The organism is Aliiglaciecola lipolytica, from assembly GCF_018860635.1.
GTDB classification, from domain to species: domain Bacteria; phylum Pseudomonadota; class Gammaproteobacteria; order Enterobacterales; family Alteromonadaceae; genus Aliiglaciecola; species Aliiglaciecola lipolytica_A.
In genome coordinates this window covers 681,585-706,697 of sequence record NZ_JAHKPT010000035.1, presented here as the reverse complement: position 1 = coordinate 706,697, position 25,113 = coordinate 681,585, and the positions used below count along the sequence as shown (strand labels likewise).

Sequence of the window (25,113 nt, the reverse complement as noted above, 5' to 3'; positions counted from 1 at the left end):
GGGATTTATCCCCTACAACGTTGGCAATATTATTCATGGCCTGAAGGCCATGCTACAAATTCCCTTCCTGTAGCTGGGGGATTTATCCCCTACAACGTTGGCAATATTATTCATGGCTAAAGCACAAAATTATTTGTTTTGAGCTTGTTACTCTTAAATTATGTACCGTTTATCTAACAACTATGTAATTTAGATTCAATTATAGGTAGAGTAACGCGGTTAATATTGATTAAATTATTTTATAAAATTTCAGTACTGGTTTCATAGACATGAGAGTACTGAATACAGCGTTTCATGTAGCTTTGGATTTTGATGTATACATCATAAAGCGAAAAATTGAGGATTTATGAAAAAAACACTTATAGCGGCCAGCATAGCGAGCGTATTTATTTTAAGCGCATGTAATAAGTCTGCAGATACACCTGCCCCAAAACAAGATGTGGCAGCCACAACGCAAACAACAAAGGCTGAATTAGGCGACTTTGGTATTGAGCTGGATGCAAGAGATGAATCAGTTAAACCCGGTGACGACTTTTTCCGTTACGCAGGTGGTACTTGGTACGATAACTTTGTAATCCCTAGTGACAAAGTTCGCTATGGTGCCTTTACAAAATTAGCTGAGCGCAGTGAAAAGCAAATTAAAACTATCATTGATGAATTAGCAAATACTAGCAATAGCGAAGAATTGACGTCGGAAGAACAATTAATTGCCAATTTCTATAAAGCTTACATGGACACTGAAGCGGCAAATGCCAAAGGCATCGCAGCCATTTCTCCAGTGCTAGAAAGTATCAGTAGTATTTCAGATAAAACCCAACTAACCGCCATGTTTGGCCGTGCTTGGCTCGACGGTTCGGCAAGCCCGATCTATGGTGGAATGTGGTTTAATCGCCTCAATCCAGATCAATACCAAATGTCTGTGGGTGTTGGTGGCTTGGGACTTCCTGACCGTTCATACTATTTAGAAGATAGCGAACGTTTTATAGAAATACGTGAAGCATACGTTGCGCACATTGAAGAGATGTTGAATTTTGCAAAAGTCGAAGATGCAGCACAAAAAGCCAAAGGCATCTTAGCCTTAGAAACCAAAATCGCTGAAGCGCAATGGCCTCGCGAAAAACGTCGCGATCGAGATTTGACACTCAACCAAATTGAACGGCAACAACTGTCAACCGATTACCCTGGCTTTGACTGGGATACCTATTTTGCAGAAACTGAATACAAGGTTCCGCATTTAAATATGTCACAGCCTGAACCGATCAAAAAAGCCATTGAATTAGTCAATAGTGAAGCCCTCTCTGTTTGGAAAGATTATATGACTTATCATACGATCACCAACCAAGCTGAGTTGCTATCTGACGAAATTTTCAGTGCTAACTTTGAGTTTTATGGCAAAACATTAAATGGTCAGCAAGAACCTCGTCCTCGTTGGAAACGTGCTATAGCGCAAATGTCAGGTACCCAATCCCTTGGATTTGCTATTGGTAAAACTTACGTCGAAAAGCATTTTCCAGCCAGTTCTAAAGCACAAATGGCCGAACTGGTTGAAAACCTCAGAACCGCCTTGGGCGAACGTATCGATAGTTTGCAATGGATGGGGGATGAAACCAAGAAAAACGCACATGCTAAGTTAGCGTCTTTTCGTCCCAAAATTGGCTACCCTGATGAATGGCAAAGTTTCAATGGTCTAGAAATTAAGCCTGATGACCTAATTGGCAATGTACAACGTATTCGTAAGTTTTTTAGGGATGATAGCGCAGCTCAAGAACTTGAAAAAACAGATCGTGAACGCTGGGGCATGTCACCTCAACAAGTAAACGCGTATTACAATAGTTCGTTCAACGAAATTGTTTTCCCTGCGGCAATTCTGCAACCACCATTTTTTGATCCCAATGCTGATCCAGCGGTAAATTATGGCGGCATAGGGGCAGTAATAGGCCACGAAATGGGTCATGGGTTTGATGATCAGGGCTCTAAATCGGATGAAAATGGTATTCAGCGTAATTGGTGGACCGATGAAGATCGTGCCGCATTTGAAGCTAGAACCGATGCGTTAGCTGCCCAATATGATGGTTATGAGCCAATTGAAGGCAGTCATGTAAATGGTCGTCTGACTCTGGGTGAAAATATCGGTGACGTAGGCGGTTTAGCAATGGCCTATCATGCATATAAATTAAGTTTAAATGGCAAAGAAGCACCGGTAATTGATGGTGTTACTGGCGATCAGCGTTTCTTCTTAGCTTGGGCTCAAGTCTGGCGTGAAAAACGTACTGAACAAAGTCTGATGTCACAGCTTAAATCTGATCCCCATGCTCCGGCGCGATACAGAACTGTTGCCCCTCGTAACCATGACGCTTGGTACAAAGCATTTAACGTTCAACCGGGTGATGCACTTTATTTGGCACCTGAAGAACGCGTACGTATCTGGTAATAATGATTAAAACAGCAAGCGCAAGCATTAGCGCTTGCTGTTTTTATTTAATTCAAATTATCCAAATGTTAAACCCAGCGATGCCAGCACTTTTGCTTTAGTATTGATATCGTTTGAAGCTTCTTTCACAAAATTAACTTGCTCTAAATTTTCTTGCGAAATATTACTCACATTTAAAATACTATCGTTAACTTCCTGAGAGACCAATCTTTGCTGTTCAGCAGCTGTGGAAATCTGAAATGCGAGCCCTGATATCTCAGAAATTTGCTGATAAACGCCCTCAATTAACTCTCGCGACTGCCTAGTATCAGCAACACATTCGATTGCAGCATCTTTACCTTCATTCATGGATTTAGCCCAAGTAAGTAAAGTGGATTGAATTTCATTAATTGAAGTTTGAATTTGTTCGGTAGCCGAATGGGTTCGACTCGATAATGCACGCACTTCATCGGCAACTACCGCAAAACCGCGACCATGCTCACCAGCTCTTGCCGCTTCAATAGCCGCATTTAGCGCGAGTAAATTGGTTTGATCGGCAATACCTTGAATTTCACTCATCACGTTGCCAATGCGCTGCGCCTCTTCAGCCAGTTGGCCCGAAGCATTTGCAGAGCTTTCCACATCTTCAGCCAACTGCGACACTTTGTGCATTGTTTCGGTCATTGCTTTAGTGGCATTTTCACAACCTTGATTAGCACTTTCAATTTTTTGTGAAGTTAAGGTAATGTTGTTTGCCACCTCGCTAATCGAAGCGCCCATTTGCTCGATTGCAGCGGATACTTGATGTACTTCAGCCGTTTCTTTTTCAACACCTTCGGTCGCTCGTTCAGCTGCAGATTTTAGCTCGACGACAACGTTGTATAAAGACGCAGAACTATCTATTACCCGTCCGATGATAGTTCGTATTGCCCCCTGATGCATTTTTGCGGGGAAATCAGCAACACTGACAATGCCCGTACCTGAAAAAACAAATCGAGAGACACTGTCATAATCTTGCTGAGATTTTTTAAGATAGTTTGGCAAACTAAAGATTTCACTTTTGAATACCAAATAAGGTAAGCCCACCAGTAACAAAGCAAAATAAGGCATAAACATTGTTGCACCTAAAATAGCGGCCGCTAAGAGTAAAAATATAACGTGTTTAATCCCCCAATTTAACGCCCATTTACGTTCGGCCTTCTCGCCTTTATTCAATTTAGAGTAAAGAGCTTCTGCACGTTTACGATATTCAGGTTGCAGAAAACGACGGACCGATTGAAAACCTTTTAAATCGCCATTTTCATAGACCGGAGTGACATAAGCATCAACCCAATAATAGCGACCATCTTGGCAACGATTTTTCACCGCCCCACGCCAAGGTTGCTTGGCTTTTAGTTTTTCCCATAAATCTGCAAATGCCGCTTTAGGCATATCAGGATGTCTTACGATATTGTGATTTTTGCCAACGATTTCGTCTCTGGTAAACCCAGCTACCTCACAAAACTTGTCGTTTGAGTAGGTTACTACGCCGCGGAGATCTGTAACAGATACCAACTCTTCATCTACCCCAAAAGTGACTTCTTGGTCGACAATATTCTGATTGCGTTTACCCATTAACTCGACTCCATTTATTCCATTAAATTCAACAAAACAAGATGTTGAAATACAAGATAATTATAATTATAAATTACTTTTGCTAATAGCTCACTGCATTTAGAACAATATGTTAGTGCTCCAAGTATAGACTGACTTTGAATGTTATCGGCGTAAGTCACCAATCTATAACCCAATTAATTGGATAATTTAATACAAAAAAGACAAGCCGAAGCTTGTCTTTGTCTTTTGCCCTTTGAATTTATATAGGCGTTTAGCTTTCTCTGATTAGATAATCAAAGGCTGATAAAGAGGCTTTTGACCCCTCTCCCATTGCGATGACAATTTGCTTATAAGGCACGGTTGTCACATCCCCAGCAGCAAAAATACCAGGCTCAGAGGTTGCACACTTGTGATCTATCACCACTTCACCAAATTTACTAAGTTCAACCACATCTTTTAAGAATGCGCTATTAGGCACTAAACCAATTTGAACAAATACACCGGCTAAAGCTTGTTGCTTTATTTCCCCGCTAACTCTGTCTTCATATTCAAGGCCGACTACTTTGCCATTTTCTGACAATATCTGTTTAGTAGCGACATTTTTGATAATCGTAATTTTACTATTAGCTTCGGCTTTTTCCACCAACACTTTGTCTGCTTTTAACTCAGGTAAAAATTCGAAAACAGTGACATGATCAACCATACCCGCTAAATCTATTGCCGCTTCAATACCGGAATTACCGCCACCAACAACCGCAACATCTTTGCCCTTAAAGAAAGGTCCATCACAGTGTGGGCAATAGGCTACGCCGGAACCAACATTTTCTTTCTCACCTGGTACACCTAGCTCGCGCCATTTTGCTCCAGTTGTGACAATAACTGTTTTAGTTTCTACAACTTCACCACTGGATAAATGTATTTTCTTGGTTTTCCCTTTCTCAATTTTATCAACACGTAAAAATTCTTTGATATTGACTTCGTAATCGTTCAGGTGCGCCAATAAATTACCAGTTAATTCTGTACCCGTTGTTTTAGGAACAGAAATTAAATTTTCGATTCCTACAGTATCTTTAACCTGACCACCTATTCGATCGGCAATCATAGTGACGTTCAAGCCTTTTCGAGCAGAATAAATCGCTGCGGCAACCCCAGCAGGTCCGCCACCAATAACAGTCACATCTTGAAGTGGTAAGGCTTCGTTATCATCGCCACCCACAATATAAGGGTAACGTTGGATTAATTTGTCGACCAACTGTGCGGTATCAATTTTACCATTGGCAAATAACTCGCCATTTAAATAAACACTAGGAACACCTTGAATGTTGCGCTGCTCAATCAATTCTGGAAACAAGCCGCCGTCTAGCATTTCAGTACTTATAGTGTCATTCAATAATGCAAATTGATTTAACGATTGCACAACATCCGGACAGTTGTGGCAACTTAACGAAATAAAGACTTCAAAGTGCAAATCGTCTTTCACTTTCTGTACCATGCTTTGCAAGGTTTTATCGAGTTTAAGATCCGTTCCTGAAGATTGTAAAATGGCTAATATAAGTGAGTTAAACTCATGCCCACTGGGAATGCCTGAAAACGAGATACCGTTGTTTTTACCGTTCACTTCTAAATAGAATGTAATTGGGCTACGTAAATTATCATCCCGCTCAATCAATGTCAGATTGTCTGAAACTGAGCACAATGATGTTAAAAATTGGACTAATTCTTGACGTTTTTCGTGCTCACCAGTTTGTAGAACTAGTGCCACGCTGTTAGTCATATTTTTGGTATACGATTTTAGAGCATTTAAAATATCGTTATTTAACATAGTGTTACCTTTTTACTGCAAATAAACTGGTGAAAAAAATGGCGGGTAGAAGCATTAACCTCCTATAACCCGCCAATTTACGTGGATTGTTTTAAATCTAGATTTTACCCACTAAATCCAAGCTAGGAGTTAAGGTTGCTTGACCTTGTTCCCAAGCGGCTGGACATACTTCACCGTCGTTTTCACGTACGTATTGAGCTGCTTTAACGTTACGAACCATATCTTTTGCGTTACGGCCGATGCCGCCAGCGTGAATGTGCGCTACTTGGATAACGCCATCAGGGTCAACCAAGAATGTGCCACGATGTGCCATGTGATCTTCTTCGATCATCACATCAAATCCGCGAGTGATTGTGCCAGTTTGGTCGCCAATCATTGGGAAGTTGATTTTACCAATGGCGTCTGAAGAATCGTGCCATGCTTTGTGAGAGAAATGCGTGTCAGTTGATACTGCATATACTTCCACACCAAGACCTTGAAGCTCTTCGTAATGTGAAGCCATATCTTCAAGTTCAGTAGGACATACGAAAGTAAAGTCAGCAGGATAGAACAAGAAGATGCCCCACTTTCCTTTAACACTTTCAGACGTTACTTCAACGAACTCGCCGTTATGAAATGCTTGTGCTTTAAATTCTGGGATAGTTTTTCCGATCTGAGCCATGTTTGTATTCCTCTAAAATAGTAAATTGCTTTAAATAGTGTTTGCTTAAAAAGCGTGTTTGCTTTCGACGGGGAGAATAATAGTTGGAATCAACGTGCAGTTAAATTTAATTAAATCTATACTTATCTTCTATTTTTTAGAACTATGAAAGTAGCGTGTTTTCTGTTTGCTACTGATACAATCAAGCTAATTAGAATTAATTTGAATTTATGTTCAATTTTTTGGAACAATGATTATGGTTTCTTTAAAACAATTAAAATACGCACTGGCAATTGATAAAACCCGCCATTTTAAAAAAGCGGCAGAAGCCTGCAACGTTTCACAGTCGGCATTAAGTACGGCTATTAATGAATTGGAAAAGCAACTCGGCTTGCAAGTTTTTGAACGAAACAATAAACAAGTATTAGTGACCGCCGATGGCGAGATCATACTTGCCAAAGCAAAACGTATTAAGCTAGAGATGGATGAGCTAATGCAATTAGCGCAAACCAACAAAATGCCTCTATCTCGTTCCATGACCTTGGGCGTAATCCCTACCATTGGGCCTTATATGTTACCCAAAGTACTTCCAGAGGTGCGCAAGCAATATCCCGACTTCAAGCTACAAATCGTAGAAGAGCAATCCCATGTACTTGTGGATTTAGTGCGTAATGGTGACATCGATGCTGCTGTGCTTGCTCTACCCTACCCCGTCGATGGCTTGATGACCTTTCCATTTTGGGAAGAAGACTTTTACTGGGTCAGTCACAAAGATGAAAGCCCGAGTCAAATGAATGAAATAACCAGTGAAGAAATGGAAATAGAGAAATTAATGTTGTTAAAAGATGGGCACTGTTTAAAGGATCACGCATTAGTGGCTTGTAGCCTGCAGAATAAAAAGCAGCAGTCGGATTTTGACTCGGCCAGCCTGCATACCATAGTTCAAATGGTCGCCGGAAAACTAGGTACAACCTTAGTGCCGCAAATGGCATTAGACCAGCTTATTCACAACCAATCAGAACTACGCGCTATCCACTTAAACGAGCCAGGGCCCCATCGCACCATAGCGCTAATCATCAGACCAAACTATGTGAGAACTTCTGAGTTAAGTATTTTAAAGGACATTTTTCAACAACAGCTTACACAGAAGTGTGATTCAAAATAATAGAATTAGTTTATTAATTTAATCAAATTTAAAGAATCCAATGAATAGGTCAAGATAACCACCTAGTCCAAACAAGGTGATAAACATGAAAACTTTAATAAATAACGTTAAATCAATCTTTACTACAAAAGCGACCATCAACAGCACTAAAAATTGTAATTATTCAAATAATTACTACGGTGATCAAATTTGCGGCGCGAAATCGAACTCTGCGCAGTCAATAAATTAAACGACTATTCATTACGCCACAAGCACGCCACTATGGAAGCGGAATTCACTGTCATCAGATAAAATTAATTCCGCTTCTTTTTGTTTAAATGTCGCCACTATTTCATTAATAGGTTGCATTGCAATTGTTTCAGCTAAACTTAAATAGTCTTGAAAATGTCGGGCTTCAGAGCGCAACAAAGATACATAAAATGCATTCAATTCATCGTCTAAAAAAGGCGCTAACTTAGCAAAACGTTCACAACTTCTAGCCTCAATGAATGCGCCACAAATTAGGGTATCTGTTAGCTTGGCAGGTTCATGGGTGCGAACACGTTTCATCATGCCACGGGCATACCTTGAGGCGGTTAAATTAATATATTCAATACCTCGGTTTTGCATGATATCCCACACCTGTTGAAAATGGTGAAGCTCTTCTTTAATTAGCATTACCATTTTATTGATCAACTCATCACCATGTTCAAAATTTGATTTACTAATCAGTTTTTTAGATAAGTTAACATGCTCTTTAAAGTTCCCATCCCCCACTTTGCGATACACAAAATCTTCGAAGGGTTTTAACCAAGCTAAAAGTGCATCTCCACTTTCTTTATCAACCGCATAACGACGCAGCAACAACATTGCAGTTTGCGCGGCTTTTAACTCGCAGTTCGCATGATCAACTAATAACGTAGGCAGATTTTCAGGCTTGATAGCCTCGTCGATCCAATCTTGAGGTGTTTCACACATTAAAAAGCTTTTGATGGAGGTATTAACATGGAGGTATTAACATGGACAGCCACTGGAGGTATTAACATGGACAGCCACAAACTAGACTAGAACTAGACTCTTATGAAAATAGAATCAACTATGCTTTAGTATGTTTAATTCAAGGAGTGAATAATGCCACTGGCAAGGAAACGACAAATTAACCTTTCTGATACCCCTTATTACCATTGTGTATCTCGCTGTGTTCGGCGCACTTATTTGTGTGGCGAAGATAAACTAACAGGAAAAAGTTATGAGCATCGTCGTCAGTGGGTAGAAGACAGGTTACTATTTTTAACCACAGCCTTTGCCATAGAAGTCTGTGCCTATGCGGTGATGAGTAATCACACTCATGTGGTGTTACATGTAAATTCAGACAAAGCAAAACACTGGACGGATAAAGAGATTGCGCTGCGATGGCATAAACTTCACAAAGGAACATTGCTCTCACAAAAGTTAACTTCAAAAGAAGCTCCAGTATTCACCGACGCTGAGCAAATCACGCTACATTCGACTTTGTCGATTTATCGAAGTCGATTAACCGATATTAGCTGGTTTATGCGAGAATTGAATGAGCCGATTGCTCGACAAGCGAATCAAGAAGATAACTGTACCGGTCACTTTTGGGAAGGACGATTCAAATCGCAAGCACTGTTAGATGAGCATGCATTAGCAGCCTGTATGGTATACGTAGATTTAAACCCCATACGAGCAAAAATGGCAACAACCCCAGAGTCGTCTAATCACACCAGTATTAAACGCCGTATTCATGATTTTAAAAAAGGGTATCAGCCATCTACATTAATGCCCTTTGTTGGCAACCCAAAAGAGCCACAACCGCAGGGGTTACCGTTGGATTTAATCGAATATATGAAATTGGTTGACCTATCTGGTCGCAGTCTCAATCCTGACAAACGAGGGGCAATTGATATAGGAGAATCCCCCATTTTGCAGCGTTTAGGATTAGATGAATACACCTGGCAAGATATGTTTCTAACGTTTGAAACTAATTTTCGTGTGGCTGCTGGACAAACAGACACTTTAAAACGCTATAAACGAAAACGTAGGAAAAAGAATTCATTAGGCTAACCTATCCCCTTAAAGCACTTTTCATTTCAATCTATTCTTTGAACAAGAAACAGGCTCTCCCTGCACTAAATTCACCTCAATAACGCTCATTCGGAAAAATGAACTTGTCTCTTCTGTTTATCTAAATAATGGGCGTATTAGAACCTTTTTGACAGCATTCAGTAATCATTTAAAGCCAAAAAATCTCCTATCTAATAAGGTGCCTGTCCATGTATTTGTTTTGACAGCATTCAGTAATCATTTAAAGCCAAAAAATCTCCTATCTAATAAGGTGCCTGTCCATGTATTTGCTCAGTATTTGCTCAGGGTGACTTGCTCTCAAAGGTAATTTTTAACATGAGTGAATTATTTGAATTTGGTAAAAGCGTTTTGACGTCTCAGCCATTTAGTCAGCTGCTTGGTGCTCAATTAACAGCTTTTGAACCCGGTAAAGCAGAAATCACCCAACCCATAAAGGATGAATTGAAGCAGCAACATGGTTTCGTCCATGGTGGTGTAGTTAGCTATTTAGCTGACAATTGTTTAACCTTTGCCGGTGGATCAGTGCTTGAAGACAGCGTTACATCTGAATACAAAATTAATTATCTACGACCCGCTATTGGTCATACTTTAATTTCACGAGCTACCGCTATTTCTTCAGGTAAACGCCAAGCAGTATGTGAGTGTAAAGTGTATGCAATTAGTGAGGATGGTGAAAAATTAGTTGCTGTTGCCCAAGGGGCTATTAATAAAGTAGATTAATCAGTACAGTAAAATGGTAATAGTGGCGGAGCAATAAACACCAATGGTAAGTGAATGCTACATCTCAATCAATACACCTCAAAGGCCATTACGCTATTGCTCTTGCGTTAATATTATAATGACCTTTGTTGAGTATTTTAATTGAGTTTTAACTAATGTTTAGGTTTTTTCTCATCATCCACCTGTAAATACGCAAGTAACTTATCAATGGGTTCTGGGGTTTGAAAATAAAATCCTTGAATAAAATCACACTTATGGCTAGCCACAAAATCAAATTGTTCTTTTGTCTCAACACCTTCAGCTACCGTTTTCAACCCTAGCGCTTTGGCAATTGAAATTGTTGCTTTAACAACTTCTTCTGATTGACCAGCAGCGCCAATTTGAGAGATAAAAGAACGATCAATTTTTAGGATGTCGAACGGTTTATTAATCAAATAACCTAAATTTGAATAGCCTGTACCAAAGTCATCCATTGAGAAAGATACATTTAATTTTTTGTAGCGATCTAAATGTTTTTGATTTTGTTCATTAGACAATATGACTTTTCTTTCGGTAATTTCGAGTGATATTGAACTACCATCAATTTTAAATTGCTGTAAATACTTTTTAAACGTGTAAAACAGTGAATCACTTTCTAAATCTTTCAACGAAAAGTTAATCGCGATTTTGCATTTGTGGTGATTGATACTATTCAAATTGCTGATCGTGCTCATCACTTTAAATATCACATATTTAGTTATTTCAGTGATGAGTTCTGATTCCTCGGCAAGGGGAATAAACTTATTTGGCATCACCAGGCCAAGTTTAGGATGATTCCATCTAATTAACCCTTCAAGGTGAGCTACTTTCATAGTGGTTAAGTCGATAATAGGCTGATAATAAACCTCGAATTCATCATTGTTTAATCCTTCTCTAATCAAACCTTCCATTGAAGCCTTCTCGAAAGCAAACGACGATAGCTCTTGTGAAATATAGCGATACATATTTCTGCCATTCTCTTTTGCATCATACATTGCGATGTCAGCTTGACGAATCAATTCGTCTGCGGAGTGTCCATCATTTGGATAAATGCTTATACCAATGCTCGCACCAATCGTAATTTTATGTTCGTCTATTTGTATCTCTTCTTTTACCGATTGAATTAAATTTAGTGCGATTTTTGATGCATTTAATGCAGAGTCTAAATCTTGTACGATAATAACAAATTCATCACCGCCGATTCTTGCAACCGTATCTCCTGAACGTAAAATATTGGTAAACCTCTTAGCTACTTCTATCAAAACGGCATCGCCTACATTATGGCCTAAGCCATCGTTAACCACTTTAAAGCGATCAAGATCAACAAATAAAATTGCGAGTTGCTTTTTGGAACGGCGAGATTCTTGTAGTGCATGCTCAAGACGATCTGCAAATAACGTGCGATTAGGTAAGCCAGTTAAGGAATCATGATTTGCTAAATACTGTATTTTATCCTGTGATTGTTTGATCATAGAGATGTCGGTTATCACCGCTATATATTGAATAATATAGCCATTATTATCCTTAACCGCACTGATATTGAGAAAAACGGGGAAGAGATCACCACTTTTCGCCTTATTAATTACTTCACCTGACCAATAGCCGCTTTGTTTGTATGAACGTTCCATTTCACTGTAGAACGCTGGCCCATGTTGTTCTGATTTTAAAAGGCTTATTTTCTTACCTTTTATTTCATCCAGTGAATAGCCGGTAAGGCTTTCAAAAGCAGGGTTAACATTAATAATTCTGGTCTCTTTATCTGTTACCGCAATGCTTTCTTGGGTGGTATTAAATACCATTCTAGCTTGGGCACTATCTAAAGTAGCTTGTTTCTGACTATTAATATCTTCTATTACCGAGATAAAATATAATGGTTTGTTATTGTCTCTGACAATAGCCACATAGAGCATTGCCCAAAACAAGTCGCCATTTTTGTTGTAATAACGCTTTTCCATTTTGTAGGAATTTCTTTCGCCATTGATTAATTGCTTAACCAGATCTAAATCTTGAGTTAGGTCGTCAGGATGAGTTATATCCTGAAAAGTTAACGACAATAATTCTTCTTCGGGATAACCGAGCATTTTAGTTAACGCTTTATTGACAGAAATCCATTCTCCGTCTAGTCCAACATGACCAATACCAATATTGGCGTTTTCAAAGGTTGCCTTATATTTTTGTTGGCTTATGGATAGCTCAGTTAGCGCATGTCTTTCTTTTGATATGTCTGAAGCAAAAGACCATATTTGGGTGTTACCTTGCTCATCTCGACTAAGGTAGTCTTCCACGTTAAGTATCGTTTTTGTAATGCCACCCGATTCTAACTCTAAAATATAGGGGCCAAATGTCCCTTTCTCAGTTAGCTCTTTTTGTCTATTGATAAAGCGTGAACTATTTTCAATAGGATATAAATCGAACCAGTTTTTAGCTAGCAGTTGTTCTCGAGATAATCCTGTATATTTTTGCATTGCGTGGTTAGTTTTAAGAATCATACCTTGAAGATTAGTAATGATGACACCGTCATGTATATTTTCTAAAACCGATTCATAACGTCGATTAAGAGAGCTATGTTTTTCTTTAATGTTTGTATTCTCATTGAACATTTCTTTGAGTTCCGCATAAGCGGTTTGAAGTTCTTCATTAGTCGATTGAAGCTCTTCATTACTGGTTTCCATTTCTTCATTGGTGGCCTGCAACTCTTCATTAGCACTTTGTAATTCTTCATTGGTTGATTGTAATTCTTCGTTTGACGTTTCTAGTTCTTCAACCAGGGTTTGCATATGCTCTTTAGTACGTTGTAGTTCAAATTCTAATTCTTGGGTAGAAGAGGACGCTACTTCATTTAAATTTGTGTTAATAAGCGGTAAATCTAAAACTGAGATGCTCTGAAAATAAAAAATATACATTTGATTGCGACCATTCATAACAGGCACAAGGTGAATTTTTATAAGACGTGCTTTTCCGTCTTTTAGTGGTAACGATATGTAACCACTAGAACTAACGCCAAATCCTTTTTTAGCGTCACTAAATAATTTTCTTAAATCTAAGACTAACCTAGAATCAACAATTTTATATAAATTGTAGGAAATATATCCTTCTGGAACAGAAATAAAATCGAGGTTACCTTTTTTATATACCACATCAAGTTGTTCGTTTGTCACGATCATATTTGGCATTAAAAGCTTTGCCGCTTCGGTAATAATCGTTTCTTGCAGTGGCGTTTCTTTTGATGTTTTAGTTTGCTCTTCAGCTGGATATTTTACATATTTAGGTGGTCTTACTGTGATGGCCGGAAAATTTTTCTTCGAATTCGCCACTGATTTGAAAATTTTATTGGGTTTATCAATTGGCGCGAAAAGTTGTTCAAAATTGGTCGCATTTTCAGATTTCCCAAGAAAAAGTATTCCATTATCTTTAAGTGCATAATGAAATGCTGGCATGATCCATTTTTGCGCATCAAGGTTAAAATAAATAAGCAGATTACGGCAAACGATAAGATCTAAATCTTTAAATGGTGGATCAGACAAAAGGTTATGGTAGGTGAAAACGATATTTTGTCTTAACGTTTTTTTTACTTCAAATTCATCGTTTGCGATATTGAAATAATCTTTGATATAAGACTCTGACACTTCGGTCATTGACGCTTGGCTATAAACACCTCGACGGGCAGTTTTTAAGGCCTGTTCGTCTATATCTGTGGCAAAGATTTTCAAATCCAGATCATTTTGTCGATCGTTTAATAATTCATTGAGTATTATGGCAACCGAGTAGGCTTCTTCACCCGTTGATGAACCTGGCATCCAAACTCTAAGTTCTTTGGCATCGGGAATTTCATCTAGGTATTTATCTAGTAGACTCTCAAGTGAGTCGTAGGCTTCTTTATCCCTAAAGAAACTGGTTACACCAATTAGAATATCTTTATAGAGTAATTCGACCTCTTGTTCATCTTCTTGAATCAATGCCACATATTCACTAAGCGTGGTGACTTTAAGTGCAACCATTCGGCGTTCAATACGACGGCCGATAGTGGCTTTTTTATAAACAGAAAAATCCACATGTTTAATTTTGTGGAGTAACGCAAAAATGATCGATATATGGTCATTAGCGGGGGTAATTTGATGTTTTTTCAGCACTTTATTTCGCGGGAAATTAGCAAGGGCGACTAATTCCTCACCGATCTTATCCGCTTCAATTAAAATATCGACTACCGAACCATTAATTGCTGCCATTGGCATGCCATCGTATTTAGCGGTACTCGGCTCTTGCACAATTGTTATACCACCCTCTGAATTAATCGCTCGCATACCTTGGCAGCCATCAGATCCTGTGCCTGACAATATAATGCCGACAGAGCGTTCTTTCTTATACTTAGCAATGGAAATAAAAAGTTGATTTACAGATGGTTTGGGTAAGAAAGATTGTTTTTCAGGGGCAGATAAAATAATTTGATTGTTGCTATTAATTTCTACGTTTTTATTAGGAGGGGTAATATAGAAGATATCACTCTCAAGGGTTTCATTATGCTCAGCTTCCTTAATCATTAAGGAGCTCTCTCTAGAGAGCAATTCAACTAACATCGTATTGTGTTTAGGGCTTAGATGCTGCGCAACGATATAGGCTGAATTATTATTGCTCGGTAGTCCTTTTATTAAAGTAGTCAGTGCTTCAAGGCCACCTGCACTCGAACCTATACCTACAACCATTAGGCTGGCTGAATCTTGCGGTGAATCATCTTCGGATTCAATGTTAATTCGTAAACTATCACCTAAAATGTTAGATTTACTCACCGATCCATCATGTTTTTCAACTGATAATACTTGATCAATAACTTGTGCTATTTTCTTTCTATCTGCAGGTTTATTAATAAAACCATTAATCTGATCATTAATGGTATCTAGTATAAAATCTTCTTCTATATGGGCACTGAATAAAATTATTGGTGTTTTTAGGTCGGTTTTACGGATTTGTTGGATCAGTTCAGGCCCATTCATATGGGTTAGCTGAATTTCAGTTAAGACAAGACTTGGTCGGTGGGTAATAAACTTTGAAATTCCTTCACGACCATTGGATGCTTCAAGAACGGTTGCAAACATCCCACGTAGAAAATCGGAATATATATTACGGGTGTTATCATCACTCTCAATATAAAGAATTGTTGTATCATACTTCATGTACTATCACCCTCGGAAATCCATCTACTTTTAGCTAAACGAACGTTTAAATTTAACTTTCATTTGAGCAACATAGCTAATAAAACTAATAATGACAACGTATCTCGGGTGGTTTTATTCGCAAATGATAAAGGACGAAAAAAAATATAATGTTTTTTTTGTCGTAGATAGAAAGATGAGTGAGTGATTTGCTAATCCGCAATATGAGCGTAATGCTTTGATATATAAGTAGTAAATATTTATTTTTCTGTATCGAATGTTGGTTTTCTACGGGTGTTTTTGTCTTGATTTGTATTGATTTTGCCGGCTAATTTACGCGGTTATACTTTAGACTAACTAGCCTAATACATTCGTTATTATGACCGTAATTTGGGTTTTGTTAACCATAGAAAATGGAGTGATAATGCAACAATGTCCGTTGTGTGGAAGTACCAATGCTTGTGAGAATTTGACGCCAAAAAGCAACCAAAAGTGTTGGTGCATGGAGCCTAATATAAGGTTTCAAGTTGAGTTAATAAATCAAGCTCTCAATACCACTGAAAATATCAGCTGTATTTGTAAATCATGTGCTCAGCGACATCATTCCAATTGCACATTACGGTCACTTTGAACCACCAAATTTATCCATCAGGACCATAAGCATTATTCGATTGGACCAGTATGATTATATAAATGGAGCAGACAAAATCAATAAATGAGCAATACTATTTTTTTCGAGCCTGTAACAGATTCTTTGAACTGAGTAAGCGCTAAGTCATTTACTATATAGTTAAGATCATAATTATTCGGAGTCACCTTTAATCTATCAAAATCATCCCAGACAAGCATTAATGCCTGCTTAATGTTATCCAAAAAAGTCGCTACGTCAGCTGCATTACAGTTCTTTCCTTTTACTATTTGATAAGCTTTATTTTCCATTACAAACCCTTGTTTATTAATTCAATTAATATATACGGATTTGAAGTGGAAAAAATAAAGAGGTTAAGAAGGACGACTTTTGCTTGGTTTAACGTCGCCTTAAGGCGAATTTCACTACTAATAATATGAACTATTTAGTAGTTTTCCTCTTAAGTGATTATTAAGCTAACAGTATAAATTAAACTGTATGTGGCCGCCCGCTATGAAATTTAAAATCACTATCTTTTGACGAAATTAATTTAGCTTCAATTTCACCGAAGAACATTATACGTTGACTAATATCCTCTCTCGCCACTTGTTGCGCTAATGACAAATAATCTTCAAAGTGACGGGCCTCCGAACGCAACAATGACACGTAAAACTTGCTCAGGTCTTCATCAAGATAAGGCGCTAATTTAGCAAATCGTTCACACGAACGAGCTTCAATATATGCACCACAAATTAGTTTATCTACCAATATGGCCGGTTCGTGTGTCCGCAAATGTTGCATCATTCCTTTCGCATACCGACTCGCAGTAATATTATTGTACTCTATTCCATAAGCTTGCATAATTTCTAGAACCTGGTAAAAATGGTGTAATTCCTCTTTGATTAGTAACACCATTTTATCAATAAAATCTTGTCCAAAAAGTGAATTACTTTTCGGCACAATCGTTTTACGTAATTTTGAATGTTCACCTAAAGAAGCCAAACTTCCTTCTTTGCGATACACATATTTTTCGAAAGGTTGAAACCATTCTTGTAAAGCTTGCCCGCTTTGTTTGTCAGCAGCATATTTTTTTATCAGCCACATTGCTGTTTGACCAGCCTTCAATTCACAAATTAAATGATCAGTAAGCAACACTGCAAGGTTTTCCTTTTTTACTGCCTCTGATATCCATTCATTAGGTGTTTCACACATTAAAAAGCTTTTGATGGGGAGTAACAACTTTTCCAAACTAATAAGACCTCTTAAAACACTATTGTAAAACGCCCATGGGCGAAACGAACAAATTAACACTGGCGCAAATAATATCACACCTCAGTCTAATCATGCTTGGAATCACAATAGATTAGTAAGCAGAATAATATAACGGCATTTAAGTTAATTGATCTGCCAAATAATCCACTAATAACCTTACTTTTGGCGATAAGTGGCGATTTTGGGGGTAAATAGCCCATATCCCCTCTTCTGGCTCTCGATAATTATCCAGTAAGGTAGTCAATTCCCCACTTTGCAGGTGTTCTTGAACATAATAATCAGGTAATTGTACTATGCCCAAGCCTTTTAATGCCGCATCAACAAGTGCGAAACCACTGTTATAGCGAATTTTCCCCTTCACTCGAATGTTCTTTTCTTTGTCTGATTGTTTAAAACGCCAGTAATCTAGGGTTCCTAATAAACAATTGTGTTTACTCAATTCTGATAAGGAGTAAGGTATGCCGTATTTCTCTAAGTAAGCAGGTGAAGCACAAACATAGTTGGTTCGCGTTCCGAGTTTTTTCGCCATCATCGATGAATCACTTAACTTACCAAGCCGAATCGCTAAATCATACCCACCTTCAACCAAATCCAAGTTTTGATTTGTTAGAAGTGCATTTACCTCAATATCACTGTATTGCTTCATGAAATCATTCACCAACGGTAATACTTGTTGTTCACCATAGGTTACGGGTGCTGTAAGTTTTACTTTCCCTTGTGGTTTAGACTGTAAATTTGTAATGGCACGTTCAGCGGCCTCTAACCCATCAAGTACGCTGCGGCAATGTTGATAAAAAACTCGCCCTTCTTCCGTTAGGGACACTTTGCGTGTCGTACGATACAACAATTTTATACTCAGTCGCTTTTCCAATGCGCTTATTTGTCGGCTTACTTGGGCAGTAGAAATAGCCATTTTTTTTGACGCTTGGGTAAAGCTCTCGCTTTCCGCAACGTAGACGAACTCGCTAATCCCTTCCCACTGCATAATTATTACCACCTAGTAAAAGTGAATTCATAAATCAGCATATTATCATCTTATAAGGAATAACTATAATAACCTCATAACCTACATACTGGGTGAACAACCACAAAGTGAGAATAAATATGTCAGATAAATTTATTAAGTCCAAAGCCGCCGTTGCTTGGGAGCCAAATCAGCCATTATCCATCGAAGAGGTGGATGTCATGCTGCCACGCAAAGGAGAAGTACTCATCAGGGTTATCGCGTCTGGCGTCTGCCATACCGATGCATTTACCTTATCAGGTGATGATCCAGAGGGTATTTTCCCCGCAATTTTAGGTCACGAAGGTGGCGGTATTGTAGAGCAAGTGGGTGAAGGGGTAACCAGTGTAGAAGTGGGAGACCATGTTATCCCCCTTTACACACCGGAGTGTGGGGAGTGTAAATTCTGTCTGTCCGGAAAAACAAACCTATGTCAAAAAATTCGTGAAACCCAAGGTAAAGGTTTGATGCCCGATGGCACCACTCGCTTTTACAAAGATGGCAATCCAATTTTCCATTACATGGGCTGCTCAACGTTTTCTGAATACACGGTATTACCCGAAATATCTTTGGCAAAAGTCAACAAAAACGCGCCCTTAGATGAAGTTTGCTTACTAGGTTGTGGGGTGACAACTGGTATCGGGGCAGTCATGAACACAGCTAAAGTTGAAGAAGGGGCAACTGTTGCCATCTTTGGTCTAGGGGGGATTGGACTGTCGGCGGTCATTGGCGCTAGTATGGCAAAAGCGGGTTGCATTATTGCCATTGATATTAACGAAAGTAAGTTTGAACTAGCGAAAAAACTAGGCGCAACAGATTGTATTAATCCAAAAAACTACGACAAACCTATTCAAGATATCATTGTAGAACTAACCGATGGTGGTGTGGATTACTCATTTGAGTGTGTTGGTAACGTGAACTTAATGCGCTCTGCTTTAGAGTGTTGCCACAAAGGTTGGGGTGAATCGGTAGTCATTGGTGTGGCCGGTGCAGGACAAGAGATATCCACTCGCCCATTCCAACTTGTGACTGGACGTGTTTGGCGAGGATCTGCTTTTGGTGGAGTTAAAGGTCGCTCTGAATTACCTGACTACGTTGAACGTTATCTAGCGGGTGAGTTTAAATTGAGTGACTTTATTACCCACACTATGCCTCTGGAGAACATCAATGACGCATTTGACTTGATGCATCAAGGCAAGAGTATTCGAACCGTCATTCTTTTCGATCAGTAAACCCCATTCTATTGCCCAAAATCACATTGATTTTGGGCCGTCCATATAGGTATTCCAATGACAATAGAAAATATAAGTGCCAATAAAAGCTTTGGTGGTTGGCACAAACAATATAGTCACCAATCGCAGGCATTAAATTGCACTATGCGATTTGCTATCTACTTACCACCACAAGTATCAACCGGACACAAAGTACCGGTATTATATTGGCTATCGGGCTTAACCTGCACCGATGAGAATTTTATGCAAAAGTCCGGTGTTCAGCGTATCGCTGCCGAATTAGGTATCGCTATTGTTGCTCCCGATACCAGTCCTCGCGGTGAAGAAGTGGCTGATGATAAACATTATGATTTGGGACAAGGCGCTGGTTTTTATGTCAATGCTACGCAAGCCCCATGGAGCCGTCATTATCAGATGTACGATTACGTGGTTAAAGAATTACCGAACCTGATTGAAGAGACCTTTCCTGTATCAGATAAGCGCGCAATTAGTGGCCATTCGATGGGTGGCCATGGCGCACTGACCATAGCCATGTTAAACCCGACACGTTACAGCTCAATGTCAGCGTTTAGCCCTATTTGTAATCCTATGGCAACGCCTTGGGGACAAAAAGCCTTTGCGGCTTACTTGGGTAAGGATAAAAACAGCTGGAAAAATCATGATGCTAGTGAATTGATGCGACAAGCAGTTCAATTTGTCCCGGCAAGAGTTGATCAAGGCCGCGCTGATGAATTTCTGAAGGAGCAGTTGAAGACTGAAATATTAGCAGCATCCGCGAAGGTTAATGATTATCCGCTGGATTTGAGACTTCATGATGGTTATGACCATAGCTATTACTTTATCTCAAGTTTCATTGAAGAGCACCTGCGCTTTCATGCAACCTATTTAAATACATAGTCTTTGTTGTGTGATTAGCCCACACTGCTATCGATTGTTAGCAGTAAGTTGTGCCTTAAAAACGACTTAGCGCTTATTATAATTGTTGATAACAAGCCTGCTGTATTGTGTTATCGAAGACAATTAACTCTTTGGATAGCGACGAAAACGTGAGGGGAAATCTATCCCCCCTCTCCTACTGAACTATCAAATTGTCATATAGAATATAGTTTTACGGGTTGGTTAAGAGCAAAAATCTTTTCACACCTAAAGTGGATTGGGGGTTATTCCAACCACTCTAACTTCTGCAATGGATAACCTAAATACCACTTTGCGCGCTCTAAAATAATACTTGTTTTGAGTTTTTGTATGCCCAATTTGGGGTTGCCATTCACCGTATCGCATATCTCATTCAATTTTTGAGTATCAGAGCAGCAAGTAAAACAGATGTAATCTATGTCCCCGGTTATTCGTAGGCAATCCATAAATTCGGGTATCTCGTTAATGGCCTCTTCAAACCTTTGTCTGGCCTTAGGATTATTAGATTCTAAGGTGAATTCAATATAAGCCAATACGTTTTTAGCAATGCGATTTAAATCCAAATCAGTATAAAAGCCATTAAAGTATCCTGCTTCCTTAAGTGCTTTGGTGCGCTGAAAACAGGCGCTGTTCGACAACCCCACACGCTCACTGAGCTCTTGATTAGAAATATCCGCCTGCGTGTGAACAATCGTTATTATTTTTCTATTGATCTGATCTAGCTTGATGCTTTTCTTACTGCTCATTGGTAGCCCATATTAAGTTAAAAAAACGATTGTTTTGTGAAAACGGCCTTATGCTAAAGATTATCCGCTTGTGTGCTGTGTCTTCAACAGAAAATTTTCATCGTTAAGTAATATACTATGAATTCAAATAAATAAGAAAATTGCCAACCGAAGCATAATGGGAATCAACAACATGTCTAAGCGCACAACTACTGAGTTTGTAAAAAATACCCCCGTCAATAATCACCGTCTAAGTAAAATTGCAGCCGCTATAATGTTGCCAAGCTCCTTGATGCTTTCAATGTCTTCCTCTGTTGTTACAGCGCAAGAACAAGAAATGCTTGAAACCGATATCGAAAAAATGGTTGTTACCGCCCGTGGGCGTGTTGAAAACATCCAAAATATCCCTGAATCCATTACCTCATTTAATGCGGAACAAATTGAGCGGGCTGGCATAAAGAACTTTCGTGATGTTGCCGATCTCACTCCAAACCTTAGCCAGCTAGACAATTTTCGTCCGGGTTTGGCACGCATTCAAATTCGAGGATTAATTACTCCCCAGGTCGGTGATGCCCCGTTAGCTTTTGTTGTTGATGGTATTACCGCCTCTGATTTAGAGTTTATGAATCAACAACTTTTTGATATTGAACGAATCGAAGTACTGCGCGGCGCCCAAGGTGCACTCTATGGACGAGGTGCGATTGGCGGTGCAGTTAACATTACCACTCGCAGACCAACCAACGATTTTGAGGCGAAAGTCACTACATCCATCGCCAGCGGTAACGATTTCCGCGTTTCTGGTGTTGCATCGGGAGCCGTAGTCGAAGATCAAGTTTACTATAGAGTCGGCGCTTACAGACGAGATTATGATGGACAACTAGACAATACTTTCTTGAACCAAAAGGTGGATTTTCATGAAGAGAACTCCGTTTTTGGTAAATTGAGCATCGATATTTCTGACGACTCCATTTTAGATTTAAATGCACGAGTGACAAATACAGAATCCGGTTTGGGTTACTATCAAGCAGTAGATGCCGACACAGTGGAAGATTTTTCAATACAGGTTGAACACAATGTGCCCGGCTTAGATACCCGTGATTTGGCTGAGTTTAGCGCGCGCTTTTCACATGAATTTGAAGCATCAACCCTTGAATTAGTTGCCGGTTATAGTGAATCGGATCAAAACGGATTTTCTGATGGCGATTATTCAAATAAAGAAAGTGATTTTGACGGCTTTTACTATGCCGGCGCCCAAGAAAATATATTGAAAGTAGAATCAACTACATTTGAAGCACGTCTAAAATCTAATGGTGACACCCGACTGCGTTGGGCTGTAGCCGCGTTTGCCCAAGAGCGCACCCGCAACAGCGAATTTAATAGCTATGACGATTTAGCCGGCAATCAACCACAAACCCGCGCAGATTTTGACGAGAGTCTAATCGTTTTTAGTATTTTAGATGATAACACCAGTAGCGCTTGGGCTTTATCTACCCAGTTAAATTACGATTTAACCGATAAGTTGGAATTAACAGCGGCAATGCGTTATGACACCGACGACAGAGAATCCTTTGATCCTCGCTACGTTGAAGATACCTTCGAGAAAAAAACCTTTTCTGAGCTGCAACCAAAATTCTCTGCAGCCTACCAAATGACCCCTGATACCCTTCTTTATGGTGGTTACTCACGGGGCTTTCGTAGTGGCGGTTTTAACGAACCCCATCCTGATATTAGCCGTACATTCGATAAAGAAATATCTGATAGTTTTGAAGTCGGCTTTAAAACGAGTGTACTAGACGGCAACGGTACCTTTAACTTTGCATTGTTTCGCATTGATCAACAAGATGCGCAAATTACCCGATTCAATGGTGAGACCTTTACCTTAGAAAACATCTCTGTTGACGATGTGACCACTCAAGGTATTGAGTTTGAGTTATCCGTTCAGGCCAGCGAAAATTTAACCTTTATGGCCAATGGCGGAATTATTGACTCTGACATAAAAACGTTTGTTGAACGCCCTGAATTAGTAGGCTCTTCACTGCCACACGTAGCTGATTACAACCTCAACTTGGTCACTGAGTATCAATATGAAATGTCGTCAGACATAGATTTAATTTTACGCGCCGAATTGAACCATAACGGTCCGAGAATATTTACTTTTGATATCCCCGATATTGAATCATCCAAACAAACCTTTATCAATTTAAGAGCGACCTTCGAAGCCGATGTGTGGTCGGTAACAGCTTATGCAGATAACCTAACCGATGAGCGTCAAATAGAAGATTTAGTCTTGTTAGACAATAGTGTTGTGTCCATGGGGCGTTTCCCCAACATAGGCTCTAGTTTTGGTGTTCAACTCGACTATAACTTCTAAATGATTCAATTTTCGTGAGCCCTTATTTAAGGGCTCGTTGTTAGATAGTCTACACAACTATGAGTTTTCACTATGAAGCCGGAGTTAAATGAATTTTCCGCGGTAAGGATTACGGATAGCCAACTTGTCCCCTGGCCCCGCGTTGCTGCCGTTGGTGCAATGGTCGCGTTCTCATTACCTACTTTTATTACAGGTCTAGAGGTCTATCAGGCCCTTGAACCAATACAAACACTGCTTGCATTGTTTATAGGCTCACTGATTATCTTCGCCATTGGTGGCGTAATGGGGGTCATTGGCGCTAAAACTCGTATGAGTTCTTATTTACTGGTGCGTATCGCGTTTGGAGACAAAGGCGCAAGCATAGTTAATATCGCTTTTGCCATATCACTGCTGGGTTGGTTTGGGGTGAATATTAATTTGTTTGGCGATGCGGTCTCGCGTCTTGCCTTAGATGTATTTGATGTCAATATCGCACCTTTAACCCTCGCGATTATTGCCAGTTTCTGTATGACGTTGACTACGGTAATTGGGTTTAGAGCGATTAATTGGCTAGCCACAATAATGGTTCCTGTGTTGGCCGGTGTGACCTTCCTACTGGCGTATTCCGCGCTGAGCGAAAAATCATTTGAACAAATTTTAGCAACCGAAAAAGCCGCCACCTTGTCACTCGGTGATGGCATTTCAGCGGTAGTAGGCGCAATCATCATTGGCGCTATTATTTTGCCGGACATCACCCGTTTTGTTAAACATTGGTCTAATGCGATTTATATCGCGTTTATCGCCTATGTTGTTGTGCAAATGGCGGTAATGGGAGCAGCGGGACTAGCCGGCGCATCTTCGGGACATGCAAACATATTGGATATTATGATTGATTTGGGCTTAGGCATTGGCGCATCCATTATTGTCATTGCTGGAAGTTGGGTGCTCAATTCTTTGAATTTGTACAGTGCAGTGCTTAGCACAACCGCGACCTTCCCTAGGTTAAACGCAACTTGGGTGACTATTGGCTTAGGCTTAGTTGGCGTTTTTGTTGCTTTGTTAAACCTGCTCGACAACTTTATTACCTTTATCTTTTACCTATCGATTATTTTTGTGCCTGTAGCTGGGATCATCATTATGGATTACTTGGTCATTCGCCCCCATGCATACCACATTGACTCTCTGAACAACAATCGAACGATAGCGCCCAAAGGATTTATTGCTTGGTTGATTAGCGCCGTTTTTGCTGTATTAAGTACCGAAAATGTAATTCCCTCACCTTCGGGAATAGCAGCCATTGATGCTATTTTTCTTGCTGGAATTGTATACACCACATTATCTTGGAATGAACGTCGTTCCAATCATCGAACACAAAGCTAGAGGCA

The 25,113-nt window shown here is 39.5% G+C and carries 18 protein-coding genes; 9 read left to right on the top strand and 9 right to left on the bottom strand.

Annotation, left to right across the window (positions count from 1 at the left end):
• Positions 1–346 precede the first annotated feature (346 nt).
• Positions 347–2,431 (top strand): M13 family metallopeptidase, encoded by a 2,085-nt coding sequence (locus tag KO530_RS21045; protein ID WP_216050413.1) that lies wholly within the window; start codon positions 347–349, stop codon positions 2,429–2,431.
• A 57-nt stretch (positions 2,432–2,488) separates the two neighbouring features.
• Here KO530_RS21045 and KO530_RS21040 read toward each other — a convergent pair whose 3' ends face one another.
• The 3 genes from KO530_RS21040 to ahpC all read right to left on the bottom strand — a co-directional run bounded on the left by KO530_RS21040 (position 2,489) and on the right by ahpC (position 6,489).
• On the bottom strand, positions 2,489–4,024 hold the full coding sequence (locus KO530_RS21040) for a methyl-accepting chemotaxis protein (protein ID WP_216050412.1): 1,536 nt from the start codon (positions 4,022–4,024) through the stop codon (positions 2,489–2,491).
• Positions 4,025–4,277: 253 nt separating this feature from the next.
• The gene (gene ahpF / locus KO530_RS21035; protein WP_216050411.1) at positions 4,278–5,828 is read right to left on the bottom strand and encodes an alkyl hydroperoxide reductase subunit F; all 1,551 of its coding nucleotides are present in this window, start codon (positions 5,826–5,828) and stop codon (positions 4,278–4,280) included.
• Positions 5,829–5,925: 97 nt separating this feature from the next.
• Positions 5,926–6,489 carry an alkyl hydroperoxide reductase subunit C gene (gene ahpC / locus KO530_RS21030; RefSeq protein ID WP_216050410.1) on the bottom strand — a complete coding sequence of 188 codons (564 nt, stop codon included), beginning with the start codon at positions 6,487–6,489 and terminating at the stop codon, positions 5,926–5,928.
• Between the two features lie 235 nt (positions 6,490–6,724).
• Here ahpC and KO530_RS21025 point away from each other — a divergent pair, with 235 nt between their 5' ends.
• Positions 6,725–7,633, top strand: a complete 909-nt coding sequence (locus tag KO530_RS21025) for a hydrogen peroxide-inducible genes activator (protein WP_216050409.1) — start codon at positions 6,725–6,727, stop codon at positions 7,631–7,633.
• 240 nt (positions 7,634–7,873) lie between these two features.
• On the opposite strand, the gene miaE (KO530_RS21020) is transcribed toward KO530_RS21025, so the two are convergent.
• Entirely contained in the window at positions 7,874–8,590 is a 717-nt protein-coding gene (gene miaE / locus KO530_RS21020; protein ID WP_216050408.1) for a tRNA isopentenyl-2-thiomethyl-A-37 hydroxylase MiaE, read from the bottom strand.
• Between the two features lie 153 nt (positions 8,591–8,743).
• Here miaE (KO530_RS21020) and KO530_RS21015 point away from each other — a divergent pair, with 153 nt between their 5' ends.
• Positions 8,744–9,697 carry a transposase gene (locus KO530_RS21015; protein ID WP_216050407.1) on the top strand — a complete coding sequence of 318 codons (954 nt, stop codon included), beginning with the start codon at positions 8,744–8,746 and terminating at the stop codon, positions 9,695–9,697.
• A 336-nt stretch (positions 9,698–10,033) separates the two neighbouring features.
• Positions 10,034–10,438, top strand: a complete 405-nt coding sequence (locus KO530_RS21010; protein ID WP_216050406.1) for a PaaI family thioesterase — start codon at positions 10,034–10,036, stop codon at positions 10,436–10,438.
• Positions 10,439–10,590: 152 nt separating this feature from the next.
• On the opposite strand, the gene KO530_RS21005 is transcribed toward KO530_RS21010, so the two are convergent.
• Positions 10,591–15,624, bottom strand: coding sequence for an EAL domain-containing protein (locus KO530_RS21005; RefSeq protein ID WP_216050405.1), 5,034 nt, complete (start codon positions 15,622–15,624; stop codon positions 10,591–10,593).
• A 358-nt stretch (positions 15,625–15,982) separates the two neighbouring features.
• Here KO530_RS21005 and KO530_RS22265 point away from each other — a divergent pair, with 358 nt between their 5' ends.
• The gene (locus tag KO530_RS22265) at positions 15,983–16,234 is read left to right on the top strand and encodes a cysteine-rich CWC family protein (RefSeq protein WP_354667886.1); all 252 of its coding nucleotides are present in this window, start codon (positions 15,983–15,985) and stop codon (positions 16,232–16,234) included.
• Positions 16,235–16,311: 77 nt separating this feature from the next.
• Here KO530_RS22265 and KO530_RS20995 read toward each other — a convergent pair whose 3' ends face one another.
• The 3 genes from KO530_RS20995 to KO530_RS20985 all read right to left on the bottom strand — a co-directional run bounded on the left by KO530_RS20995 (position 16,312) and on the right by KO530_RS20985 (position 18,488).
• Positions 16,312–16,542, bottom strand: coding sequence for a hypothetical protein (locus KO530_RS20995; protein ID WP_216050403.1), 231 nt, complete (start codon positions 16,540–16,542; stop codon positions 16,312–16,314).
• 178 nt (positions 16,543–16,720) lie between these two features.
• Positions 16,721–17,485, bottom strand: a complete 765-nt coding sequence (gene miaE, locus KO530_RS20990) for a tRNA isopentenyl-2-thiomethyl-A-37 hydroxylase MiaE (RefSeq protein ID WP_216050442.1) — start codon at positions 17,483–17,485, stop codon at positions 16,721–16,723.
• 136 nt (positions 17,486–17,621) lie between these two features.
• A complete protein-coding gene (locus KO530_RS20985; protein WP_216050402.1) occupies positions 17,622–18,488 on the bottom strand; it encodes a LysR substrate-binding domain-containing protein in 867 nt (288 codons plus the stop codon).
• Positions 18,489–18,607: 119 nt separating this feature from the next.
• On the opposite strand from KO530_RS20985, the gene KO530_RS20980 reads away from it, so the two are divergent.
• Both KO530_RS20980 and fghA read left to right on the top strand, forming a co-directional pair.
• Positions 18,608–19,738 (top strand): S-(hydroxymethyl)glutathione dehydrogenase/class III alcohol dehydrogenase, encoded by a 1,131-nt coding sequence (locus KO530_RS20980; protein ID WP_252729383.1) that lies wholly within the window; start codon positions 18,608–18,610, stop codon positions 19,736–19,738.
• A 57-nt stretch (positions 19,739–19,795) separates the two neighbouring features.
• A complete protein-coding gene (gene fghA / locus KO530_RS20975) occupies positions 19,796–20,635 on the top strand; it encodes an S-formylglutathione hydrolase (protein ID WP_216050401.1) in 840 nt (279 codons plus the stop codon).
• A 263-nt stretch (positions 20,636–20,898) separates the two neighbouring features.
• On the opposite strand, the gene KO530_RS20970 is transcribed toward fghA, so the two are convergent.
• Complete coding sequence (locus KO530_RS20970; RefSeq protein WP_216050400.1) at positions 20,899–21,399, bottom strand: Lrp/AsnC family transcriptional regulator; 501 nt, start codon at positions 21,397–21,399, stop codon at positions 20,899–20,901.
• A 172-nt stretch (positions 21,400–21,571) separates the two neighbouring features.
• On the opposite strand from KO530_RS20970, the gene KO530_RS20965 reads away from it, so the two are divergent.
• Both KO530_RS20965 and KO530_RS20960 read left to right on the top strand, forming a co-directional pair.
• Positions 21,572–23,749: a TonB-dependent receptor gene (locus KO530_RS20965; RefSeq protein ID WP_216050399.1), complete on the top strand. Its 2,178-nt coding sequence runs from the start codon at positions 21,572–21,574 to the stop codon at positions 23,747–23,749.
• A gap of 72 nt (positions 23,750–23,821) precedes the next feature.
• Positions 23,822–25,108, top strand: a complete 1,287-nt coding sequence (locus tag KO530_RS20960; RefSeq protein ID WP_216050398.1) for a purine-cytosine permease family protein — start codon at positions 23,822–23,824, stop codon at positions 25,106–25,108.
• Positions 25,109–25,113 lie beyond the last annotated feature (5 nt).

Excerpts from the sequence above, each read along its gene's own strand:
- KO530_RS21045 (WP_216050413.1), top strand. The coding sequence starts at position 347 with ATGAAAAAAACACTTATAGCGGCCAGCATAGCGAGCGTATTTATTTTA.
- KO530_RS21040 (WP_216050412.1), bottom strand. The coding sequence starts at position 4,024 with ATGGGTAAACGCAATCAGAATATTGTCGACCAAGAAGTCACTTTTGGG.
- ahpF (WP_216050411.1), bottom strand. The coding sequence starts at position 5,828 with ATGTTAAATAACGATATTTTAAATGCTCTAAAATCGTATACCAAAAAT.
- ahpC (WP_216050410.1), bottom strand. The coding sequence starts at position 6,489 with ATGGCTCAGATCGGAAAAACTATCCCAGAATTTAAAGCACAAGCATTT.
- KO530_RS21025 (WP_216050409.1), top strand. The coding sequence starts at position 6,725 with ATGGTTTCTTTAAAACAATTAAAATACGCACTGGCAATTGATAAAACC.
- miaE (WP_216050408.1), bottom strand. The coding sequence starts at position 8,590 with ATGTGTGAAACACCTCAAGATTGGATCGACGAGGCTATCAAGCCTGAA.
- KO530_RS21015 (WP_216050407.1), top strand. The coding sequence starts at position 8,744 with ATGCCACTGGCAAGGAAACGACAAATTAACCTTTCTGATACCCCTTAT.
- KO530_RS21010 (WP_216050406.1), top strand. The coding sequence starts at position 10,034 with ATGAGTGAATTATTTGAATTTGGTAAAAGCGTTTTGACGTCTCAGCCA.
- KO530_RS21005 (WP_216050405.1), bottom strand. The coding sequence starts at position 15,624 with ATGAAGTATGATACAACAATTCTTTATATTGAGAGTGATGATAACACC.
- KO530_RS22265 (WP_354667886.1), top strand. The coding sequence starts at position 15,983 with ATGACCGTAATTTGGGTTTTGTTAACCATAGAAAATGGAGTGATAATG.
- KO530_RS20995 (WP_216050403.1), bottom strand. The coding sequence starts at position 16,542 with ATGGAAAATAAAGCTTATCAAATAGTAAAAGGAAAGAACTGTAATGCA.
- KO530_RS20985 (WP_216050402.1), bottom strand. The coding sequence starts at position 18,488 with ATGCAGTGGGAAGGGATTAGCGAGTTCGTCTACGTTGCGGAAAGCGAG.
- KO530_RS20980 (WP_252729383.1), top strand. The coding sequence starts at position 18,608 with ATGTCAGATAAATTTATTAAGTCCAAAGCCGCCGTTGCTTGGGAGCCA.
- fghA (WP_216050401.1), top strand. The coding sequence starts at position 19,796 with ATGACAATAGAAAATATAAGTGCCAATAAAAGCTTTGGTGGTTGGCAC.
- KO530_RS20970 (WP_216050400.1), bottom strand. The coding sequence starts at position 21,399 with ATGAGCAGTAAGAAAAGCATCAAGCTAGATCAGATCAATAGAAAAATA.
- KO530_RS20965 (WP_216050399.1), top strand. The coding sequence starts at position 21,572 with ATGTCTAAGCGCACAACTACTGAGTTTGTAAAAAATACCCCCGTCAAT.
- KO530_RS20960 (WP_216050398.1), top strand. The coding sequence starts at position 23,822 with ATGAAGCCGGAGTTAAATGAATTTTCCGCGGTAAGGATTACGGATAGC.